Source organism: Nesterenkonia alkaliphila (genome assembly GCF_009758175.1).
GTDB lineage: Bacteria > Actinomycetota > Actinomycetes > Actinomycetales > Micrococcaceae > Nesterenkonia > Nesterenkonia alkaliphila.
In genome coordinates this window covers 1-7855 of the sequence record NZ_WRPM01000090.1, presented here as the reverse complement: position 1 = coordinate 7855, position 7855 = coordinate 1, and the positions used below count along the sequence as shown (strand labels likewise).

At 66.9% G+C, this 7855-nt stretch carries 8 protein-coding genes; 7 read left to right on the top strand and 1 reads right to left on the bottom strand.

Annotated elements, in window-relative coordinates; genetic code table 11:
- Positions 1-167 precede the first annotated feature (167 nt).
- A complete protein-coding gene (locus GNZ21_RS12440; RefSeq protein ID WP_188503702.1) occupies positions 168-1505 on the bottom strand; it encodes an HNH endonuclease signature motif containing protein in 1338 nt (445 codons plus the stop codon).
- Between the two features lie 266 nt (positions 1506-1771).
- Between GNZ21_RS12440 and GNZ21_RS12435 the strand changes: the two genes are divergently transcribed.
- The 7 genes from GNZ21_RS12435 to GNZ21_RS12405 all read left to right on the top strand — a co-directional run bounded on the left by GNZ21_RS12435 (position 1772) and on the right by GNZ21_RS12405 (position 7821).
- On the top strand, positions 1772-2650 hold the full coding sequence (locus GNZ21_RS12435) for a cytochrome (protein ID WP_157324839.1): 879 nt from the start codon (positions 1772-1774) through the stop codon (positions 2648-2650).
- A gap of 112 nt (positions 2651-2762) precedes the next feature.
- Positions 2763-3290: a peptide deformylase gene (gene def, locus GNZ21_RS12430; protein WP_157324838.1), complete on the top strand. Its 528-nt coding sequence runs from the start codon at positions 2763-2765 to the stop codon at positions 3288-3290.
- Positions 3287-4270, top strand: a complete 984-nt coding sequence (fmt, locus tag GNZ21_RS12425; protein WP_157324837.1) for a methionyl-tRNA formyltransferase — start codon at positions 3287-3289, stop codon at positions 4268-4270. Before def ends, fmt begins: the two co-directional genes overlap by 4 nt.
- Positions 4267-5829, top strand: coding sequence for an RsmB/NOP family class I SAM-dependent RNA methyltransferase (locus GNZ21_RS12420; RefSeq protein WP_157324836.1), 1563 nt, complete (start codon positions 4267-4269; stop codon positions 5827-5829). Before fmt ends, GNZ21_RS12420 begins: the two co-directional genes overlap by 4 nt.
- Positions 5830-5839: 10 nt before the next feature.
- Complete coding sequence (gene rpe, locus GNZ21_RS12415) at positions 5840-6487, top strand: ribulose-phosphate 3-epimerase (protein ID WP_157324833.1); 648 nt, start codon at positions 5840-5842, stop codon at positions 6485-6487.
- A 26-nt stretch (positions 6488-6513) separates the two neighbouring features.
- Positions 6514-7461 carry a UDP-glucose 4-epimerase GalE gene (galE, locus tag GNZ21_RS12410; RefSeq protein WP_157324831.1) on the top strand — a complete coding sequence of 316 codons (948 nt, stop codon included), beginning with the start codon at positions 6514-6516 and terminating at the stop codon, positions 7459-7461.
- Between the two features lie 15 nt (positions 7462-7476).
- Positions 7477-7821 (top strand): hypothetical protein, encoded by a 345-nt coding sequence (locus GNZ21_RS12405; protein WP_157324829.1) that lies wholly within the window; start codon positions 7477-7479, stop codon positions 7819-7821.
- Positions 7822-7855: the final 34 nt, after the last annotated feature.

The window sequence follows — 7855 nt, the reverse complement described above, 5'->3', positions numbered from 1 at the left end:
AGATTCGAACTCGCGACCCTCACCATGGCAAGGTGATGCTCTAGCCAGCTGAGCTACATCCGCAGTGTCTTGAACTGCCTCATGCGGCGGTTCGACGACATGACACTCTAACCCACTCCGGGGAGGATGGTCCAATCGAGGCGCGGGGGCCTCCCCCGGCCGACTGATCAGGCGGCAGTCCGGTAGGTCCCGCCGCGCCCCGGTGGGGAGGAGCCGGATCGGCTGGGCGGCGGCCATGGTGTCGACGGTGGCGGGGGTAGAAGGTAGCCGTGGGATTTCATGTTGTGGTGCCGGCGGCACAGCGCCCAGAGATTCTCCGCACTGGTGGGACCATCCCGCTCGTAGGGAACCTTGTGGTCAAAGTCTGAGCGTTCGGCCGGGACAGTGCATCCGGGGTGCTGGCAGACACCGTCCCGGAAGATCAGCGCATCCCTGAGCCGGGGCGGGACGAACCTGCCGTTGGAGACGATGCTGAGAATCTGGTGGTCAGCCTGCCTGGGCTTCTTCCTGGTCACCGCGGTGTACCACTGGTGTTCAGCATTCGGATCTGCAGCAAGTTTGCGGATCTCCGAGGCTGGCAGCATCCAGGAGCGGTCAGCTCCCATCGCGGGTTCATCGGACTGCCCGCGCAGCGTGGGTTCCGGGACCATCACGCAGATCTTGGCGGAGACCGGCGCAGCGTAGTTCCGACCATCGCGCAGCCAGGCGCTGAAGAGGTCGGCCTCTCGCTGGGCCAGTGTGCGGTCATCGGCGTCAGTGAGGGCATCCTCTGGGGCACCAGCTCCGGGGGCCTCCTGACCGGTGCTGGCAGGCTGGTAGTCCTGCTCGGTGTCTTTCGGCTGGGGCCGGTGCATGGCGCTGGCTGCTGCCCGCAGCCGCCGTTGGATCGAGACCGCCTCAGCGGTCGGGATCAGCGCTTCCACAAAGCTCAACCCGCAGTCCAGATGCTCAATGCGCACATACCGGTCCTGCTTGGCGGCTGCGGCCGACTGCTCGTAGAGCTCGGCATCAAGCTGTGAGATACGCCGAGCCAGCCAATGCTTCAGCTCGGTGGGGTTCTGCTCCCCGGCCATCTCCGCCAGCTCAGCATCCAGGATCTCCAGCAGCTCCGGCTGGTTTGCCACGGCTCCGGTGCCATCGGCGATTCGGCGCAGTCGGGCCATACATACCACCCCGGCGCAGAAGCGCTCCCATACCCGCGGCAGGCTCTCACGGACATACTGGGCCTGATTCAGCACCCTTGTGGCAGTGCGCTCACTGAGTCCGAGCACCACTGCAGCATCACGCACCGCAGCCTGGTCAGCGGCCGAACGAGAATACAGATCGCCCCCGTCAGCCTCGGCCCGGCACCGCCCCCGGTAGGCCAGCAGCCGGCTGAGCTGCAGGGCGTTCTGCCGCCGGGACTTCACCGCATGCTCCCACGCTTCAGCGAGCTCCGGAACATAAGCCAAATGGCTCATCCGCTCCGGCAGCTTCGGCTGCGGTATACCCTGGTCGTCTTTCATGTGATCCACGTTACTCTGACCCCCGGACATGCCGAATGTCGGATCAGGTCCGGCACCCCCACCCGCAACAACAACCGCCCCCACCCGCACCAACACCCCACCCGAATCAGCCCCGGCACCAACTCCAACCACGCCCCCGCACCAGCCCCCGTACTCGCACATCACCCCGCCCGAGCAAACCCCCGAACCGGCACCAACCCCCGCACCCGCACAGCCACCAGCACCCGCCACCACCAGCTCCGGGGCCCATGGGAGACTGTCTCACTATGACTAATCCGCAGCTTGCCCATGCCACTGAGTTCGGGAGGATGTACTCGCGTTCTTTGTCCGCCCCGCCTGAGGTGCCTTCGATCACCACTGTGATCGCGCAGGAGGCCCAGGATATGACCGGCTGGGCGGGGCATATGGCGGCCACTGAGCTGATCAATGACACCCGGCTCAACGGTGCGGTGGGCTCCCCCGGTGAGCTTCGCAATCTGGCACGGCAGGCCAGTTCGGCTGCGGAGCGGTTCCGGGATGCTGCGGCAGCCCGCGGAGACCGGGTGCACCACTACGCCGAGCAGGTGGCCCTGGCCGCCCTGGGGCAGCAGAACCAGTACGACGCCGCCCGGGCCACCTTGGCAGAGTACGGTGAGTCCCGCTTCGCTGACCGGTTTGACCAGTGGTGGGAGCTCTACGGGGTGCGGCCGCTGGCCGCAGAGGTCACCGTGTGGAATCAGACGGTGGGCTATGCCGGGACTCTGGACCTGGTGGCTGAGATCGGTGGCCGGATCTGCATCCTGGACTTCAAGACCAAGGGCGTCGGCCGTGACGGGCGGGCCAAGCCGGTGCGCGATTCAGTGGTGATGCAGCTGGTGGCGGGGATGCGCGCTGAGGAGCAGCTGGTCGACGCCGCCTCAGGCACCTGGCAGCCCTGGCCGCATCGGGGCGATGACGGGGTGGAGCCGCTGCTGCTGGCAGTGGCGATCTCGGAGGCTGAGGTGGTGCCGGTGCAGGCCGATCCCTCCTGTCTGCGCGCCCATTGGCGCAAGTTCTGGGCGCTGCGCCAGGTCTGGGAGCATTCGCGTACTGTCGCCGAGCAGGGCCGGGTCCTGCGCCCGATCGGCCCTCCACCGCGGCCCGCCCCCGCGGGGATGACAGAATAAGGAAAAGACCCAGCCGGCGTCCCGGCTCAGTGCAATAACAATCAGTGCCCAATAACGATCAGTGCCCAATATAGATCCACAGCCAAGCAATGAGAGGTGAAACGAGCCAACGATGCCCGTTCTCGAAATCCGGCAGATCGGCGACCCGGTCCTGCGCACCCCCGCCACAGAGGTCCCGCAGATCGATGAGCGCATCCGCAAGCTGGTCCAGGATATGTATGAGACCAACGAGAACGCCGGGGGCATCGGGATCGCCGCACCTCAGGTGGGTATCTCGCTGCGGATCTTCACCTGGGATGTGGAGGGCAGCCGCGGGGCGGTGATCAACCCGCAGCTGGAACTGGCCGGCGAACCCGGGTTCGTCCCCCGGCCTCGGGACGAGGAGCCGGATGCTGTGCTGCGTGAGGGCTGCCTCTCAGTGCCCGGGCAGATCTACGGACCCGCGCCCCGGTACCCTGAGGCCACACTCACCGGGCTCAGCCCGGACGGCAGCCCGCTGCACCTGGCGGCCACTGGATTGCTGGCAGCCTGCTTCCAGCACGAACTCGACCACCTGGACGGCAAGCTGTTCCTGGACCGGCTGACCGGAGAACACAAGAAGCAGGCCTTCCGCGCCCTGCGGAACGGAGCCGCCGTATGAGCCGCATCGTCTTTGCCGGCACCCCGCAGATCGCCGCCGATGTGCTGCTCGATCTGATCACCGCCATCGCCAACGGCAATGTGTCCGCCAGCATCGCAGGGGTCCTCACCCGCCCCGATGCCCCGGTGGGCCGCCGCCGCAACCTCACCCCCTCCCCCGTGGCGCAGGTGGCACAGGATGCCGGACTGCCGCTGATCAAGGCGACAAAGATCGACGACGACGTCCGCACCACCCTGGCTGCCCTGAAGCCGGATCTGGGGGTGGTGGTCGCCTATGGAGCGCTGCTGCCGCAGGCCGCGTTGGACATCCCACCGCGGGGCTGGGTGAATCTGCATTACTCTGATCTGCCCAAATACCGCGGGGCCGCACCGGTCCAGCATGCTCTGCTCAACGGTGAGCCTCGGACTGCTGCCACGGTCTTCCAGCTGGAGAAGGGGATGGACACCGGTCCCATCCACGCCGCCCGCACCTATGAGATCCCGGAGCTGGCCTCAGCCGGTGACGTCCTGGAGGATCTGACCTCCCTGGGGTCCCGGATGCTGCAGGAGCTGATTCCCAACCTGCTGGAAGGCACCTCCCAGCCGGTGCCGCAGTCCGGCCGGCCGAGCCTGGCCCCTAAGCTCACCCGTGAGGATGCCTATATTGATCCCGCCCAGCCGGCCGAGCAGGTGGTCAGCCGGATCAACGCGACTATCCCGGAACCGGGGGCCTGGACGCTCAACGGCGATGCCCGGATCAAACTGGGCGTGGCCCGGGTCTTCCACGGCAAGCCCGGTGGCGAGCCCGGCACTGTCCAGCTGCTGCCCTCTGATCGGCACTCCGGAGAGCAGGTGGTGGTCATGACCACCGGCGACGGTAAGGGAGCCGCGCTGACCCGGGTGCAGCCGGCGGGTAAGCAGATGATGGATGCCGCTGCCTGGTTGCACGGCCAGCAGGGCCGTGCTCAGGCATCGGCTGTGCAGCTGGGAGGCACCAGATGAGCCAGCAGCCCGGCCGCGGCGAACGTGGCAGCAACCGCCACCCGGACCGGCGGAATACCCAGGGGCGCCAGCGCAACCGCGGTGGTCACGGGGAGAACCGCGGACCTCGGAAGTTCAGCCAGTCCGCCCCCTCCCAGCGCAGCCGCCGGGCGGATCCGGCCCGGCTGGTGGCCTTCCGGGTGCTGCGCGCAGTGGCCCTGGATGATGCCTACGCCAACCTGGTGCTGCCCCATGAGATCCGCCGGGCCAAGCTGGATAAGCGCGACGCCGCCTTCGCCACGGAGCTGACCTATGGCGCACTGCGCGCCCAGGGCACCTATGATGCGATTCTGGCCCAGAACGTGGACCGGGAATTGGACCAGCTGGACCCGCCGGTGCTCAACGCACTGCGGCTGGGCGCACATCAGCTGCTGGCGATGCGGGTGGATGATCACGCCGCGGTCAATGAGACAGTGGGCCTGGTCCGCGACCAGGTGGGCACCGGCCCCTCTGGGCTGGTCAACGCCGTGCTGCGCCGGGTGGGCGAGAAGAGCCTGGATGAGTGGGTGGCCCAGCTGACCGCGGAGGTCGGTGAGCTCGATGCTCTGGCGCTGCGCTATGCGCACCCGGCCTGGGTGGTCCGCGCCCTGCGCCAATCCTTGAAGCTCCATGGCCGCGGGGAGGACCTCGAGCAGCTGCTTCAGGCGGATAACCTGGCCCCCGAGGTGCACCTGGTGGGCCTGCCCGGGCAGCTGCAGCCCAGTGGCGCCGAGTCCTTGGAGCAGGCCCTCCAAGCTGGTGCCCGGCCCTCAGAGCTGATCGACGGGGCCGCCGTTTTCCGCGGCGGCGATATCGGCCGGCTGGCCGGGGTGCGCGAGGGCGCGCTGCGGGTGCAGGACATCGGGTCGCAGTGGGTGGCCCGGGCCCTGGCGGAGCCGGCGGTCTCCCCCGGCGAGCGCTGGCTGGACCTCTGCGCCGGCCCCGGCGGCAAGGCCGCACTGCTAGGCGCCCTAGCCGCAGAGTACGGGGTGCACCTCACAGCCAATGAGCCCGCCGCACACCGGGCGGAACTGGTGCAGAAGGCGCTGGCCCCGGTCCCTGCGGAGGCCTGGAGTGTACGCACCGGCGATGGCCGCACTATCGGTGAGCTGGGCACCCAGTTTGATCGGATCATCGTGGATGCCCCCTGTACCGGGCTGGGCGCGCTGCGGCGCCGTCCTGAGTCCCGCTGGCGCCGGCAGCTCAGTGATTTAGCGGAGCTCACAGTGCTGCAGGAGCAGCTGCTGGATGCAGCCGTGGGCGTTCTCGCCGAGGACGGGCTGCTGGCCTATGTGACCTGCTCGCCACATGTGGCCGAGACTCTGGTCCAGGTGGAGGATGCGCTGAGGCGGCACAGTGATCTAGAGCTGTTGGACGCCCATGAGGTCATGACCGATGTCGCCCTGCCCGCCGGGCAAGAACTCCTGGGCAGCAGGCCGGCCGGGTCATCGGAGGTCGCGGCCAAGACCGTGCAGCTCTGGCCGCATATCCACGGCACCGATGCCATGTTCTTTGCACTCATGAGAAAAGCAGAGTCCTAGAAGGGGCACTATGACCGCCATTCACCCGAGCATTCTCAGCGCTGACTTCGCCAATCTGGCCGATGAGCTGGCCCGCATCCCTTCGGCAGATGCAGTGCATGTGGATGTGATGGACAACCATTTTGTGCCCAACCTGACCATCGGACTGCCGGTGGTGGAGTCCATCCGGAAGGTCACCGCCCTGCCGCTGGATATTCATCTGATGATCAGCGACGCCGACCGCTGGGCTCCCCAGTACGCCCAGGCAGGTGCCGAGTCAGTGACCTTCCACGTGGAGGCTGCGGCCAAACCGGCCCAGGTGGCCCGGGACCTGCGTTCCCACGGGGCGAAGTCCGCCATGGCGGTGAAGCCAGGCACTGCCTTGGAGCCGCATCTGGGGCTGCTGGCCGAGTTGGACATGCTGCTGATCATGACTGTGGAGCCGGGCTTCGGCGGGCAGAGCTTCATGGACCAGATGCTGCCCAAGATCGCCGCAGCTCGGAAGGCCTCCGATGACCTGGGCGGCCGGATCGCGGTTCAGGTGGATGGCGGCATCAACGCCGATACCATCCTCCGGGCAGCTGAGGCCGGAGCCGACACCTTTGTGGCCGGCTCCGCGGTCTATGCCGCCGATGATCCCGACGCCGCCATTTCTGACCTGCGCAGTCTCATCAAGTAACCGATCCCGGAGAAAGCGAACAGAGAATGAAATTACTGGTGACCGGCGGTGCCGGCTATATCGGATCCGTGGTGGTCCAGCAGCTGCTGGCTGAGGGGCATACCGTGGAAGTCCTGGACAACCTCACCACCGGTCACGCCGGCCTGGATCTTCCCGGTTGTGTTTGGCACTTCGGTGAGATCAGTGAGGCCGGAACCGTGCTGGATCCCAGCTTTGACGGTGTGGTGCACCTGGCGGCCAAATCCTTGGTGGGTGAGTCGGTGGAGCACCCCGAGCGCTACTGGCACGGCAATATTGTTGCTTCACTGCAGCTGCTGGACGCGGTACGCACTGCCGGGGTAAAGCGGTTCGTGTTCTCCTCCACCGCGGCGGTCTACGGCGAACCCGGGGTGGAGCAGATCACGGAGGACACCCCCACCAGTCCCACCAACCCCTACGGGGCCTCCAAACTGGCCATTGACCACATGCTGACCGCAGAGGCGGCAGCGCACGGCTTGGCCGCCGTGAGCCTGCGCTACTTCAACGTGGCTGGAGCTTCCGGGGCGCTCCGGGAGCGCCACGATCCGGAGACTCACCTGATCCCCAACCTGCTGAAGGTTGCGGCCGGTGAGTCCCCTGAGGCGAAGATTTTCGGCACCGATTACCCCACCCGGGATGGGACTGCGATCCGGGACTACATCCATGTGGTGGATCTCGCCGAGGCTCACCTGCGCGCTTTGGAGGCCGCACAGTCTGGCGAGCACGCGATCTATAATCTCGGCACCGGCACCGGCACCACGGTCCGGGAGATTCTCGACGCTGTGCGCGAGGTCTCCGGCTCTGAAGTGCCCGCTGTGGAGCATCCCCGCCGGCCTGGCGATCCTGCTGTGCTGGTGGCTTCTGGGGACCGTGCTGCCAGGGAGCTCGGCTGGCGTCCCACTCGCAGCATCACCCAGATGGTCAGCGACGCCTGGCAGGCTCTGCAGAACACCTAGCCGGGACCTGAACTATTGGGCAGGGAAGGGGCCCCGCCGCAGCTGGGCGCAGAGCCTGAGGACACTCCCGCCGAACAGCGTCTGGGCCATTGGGCTCAGTACCGGGTGGCGGTGACCAGCAGCCCGGAATGCACACCCGCCAGCTTCAGCAGCGGGATGGTCATCGTGGGCGGTGCTGAGGACCGCCCCATAGGGCTGACCGAGAACATTACCGTCTCCCACCCCCTTGCCGCTGACGCCGCCGACCCGGTTTACTACTGCTTAGAATTCAGCCTGCCTGAGGACACCCCGCTTCAGGCCCAGGGCACCGCCGTCTCCCCCGAATGGGAATTCCTAGTGGTGTGTCTCGTTAATAGTTAAGCGGTTGGGTTGTAGAATGAGGTATGGCTCGTTC

Excerpts from the sequence above, each read along its gene's own strand:
- GNZ21_RS12440 (WP_188503702.1), bottom strand. The coding sequence starts at position 1,505 with ATGAAAGACGACCAGGGTATACCGCAGCCGAAGCTGCCGGAGCGGATG.
- GNZ21_RS12420 (WP_157324836.1), top strand. The coding sequence starts at position 4,267 with ATGAGCCAGCAGCCCGGCCGCGGCGAACGTGGCAGCAACCGCCACCCG.
- rpe (WP_157324833.1), top strand. The coding sequence starts at position 5,840 with ATGACCGCCATTCACCCGAGCATTCTCAGCGCTGACTTCGCCAATCTG.
- galE (WP_157324831.1), top strand. The coding sequence starts at position 6,514 with ATGAAATTACTGGTGACCGGCGGTGCCGGCTATATCGGATCCGTGGTG.
- GNZ21_RS12435 (WP_157324839.1), top strand. The coding sequence starts at position 1,772 with ATGACTAATCCGCAGCTTGCCCATGCCACTGAGTTCGGGAGGATGTAC.
- fmt (WP_157324837.1), top strand. The coding sequence starts at position 3,287 with ATGAGCCGCATCGTCTTTGCCGGCACCCCGCAGATCGCCGCCGATGTG.
- def (WP_157324838.1), top strand. The coding sequence starts at position 2,763 with ATGCCCGTTCTCGAAATCCGGCAGATCGGCGACCCGGTCCTGCGCACC.